This is a genomic window from Neolewinella lacunae, from assembly GCF_014349155.1.
Classification (GTDB): domain Bacteria; phylum Bacteroidota; class Bacteroidia; order Chitinophagales; family Saprospiraceae; genus Neolewinella; species Neolewinella lacunae.
In genome coordinates, this window is the sequence record NZ_JACSIT010000024.1 from 1 (window position 1) to 209 (window position 209).

Annotated in this window: 1 protein-coding gene; it reads right to left on the reverse strand. The window is 62.2% G+C overall.

The genetic code is table 11. The features are described from left to right. A partial coding sequence (locus H9S92_RS00135) for a hypothetical protein (RefSeq protein WP_187464705.1) occupies nucleotides 1–209 on the reverse strand: 209 nt, incomplete at both ends.

Here is a 209-nt window from a genome sequence, read left to right on the forward strand (position 1 = left end):
TCCGGAACTTCGGCGCAGGTGCCCTCTTCGTCCGTCGGGAAGGTGATCCGGTAGTCGTGGATGCCGTAAACCGTGATCCGCTGCTGGCAGACCTGTACGTTGGTCAGGCCCTGCCCGTCGGTGGCCGTGAAGGTCCGCGTGAAGCTACCCACACCACAGCTGTTGACGTTGCCCGTGATCGTTTCCGTGATCGTCACCTCGCAGTTGTC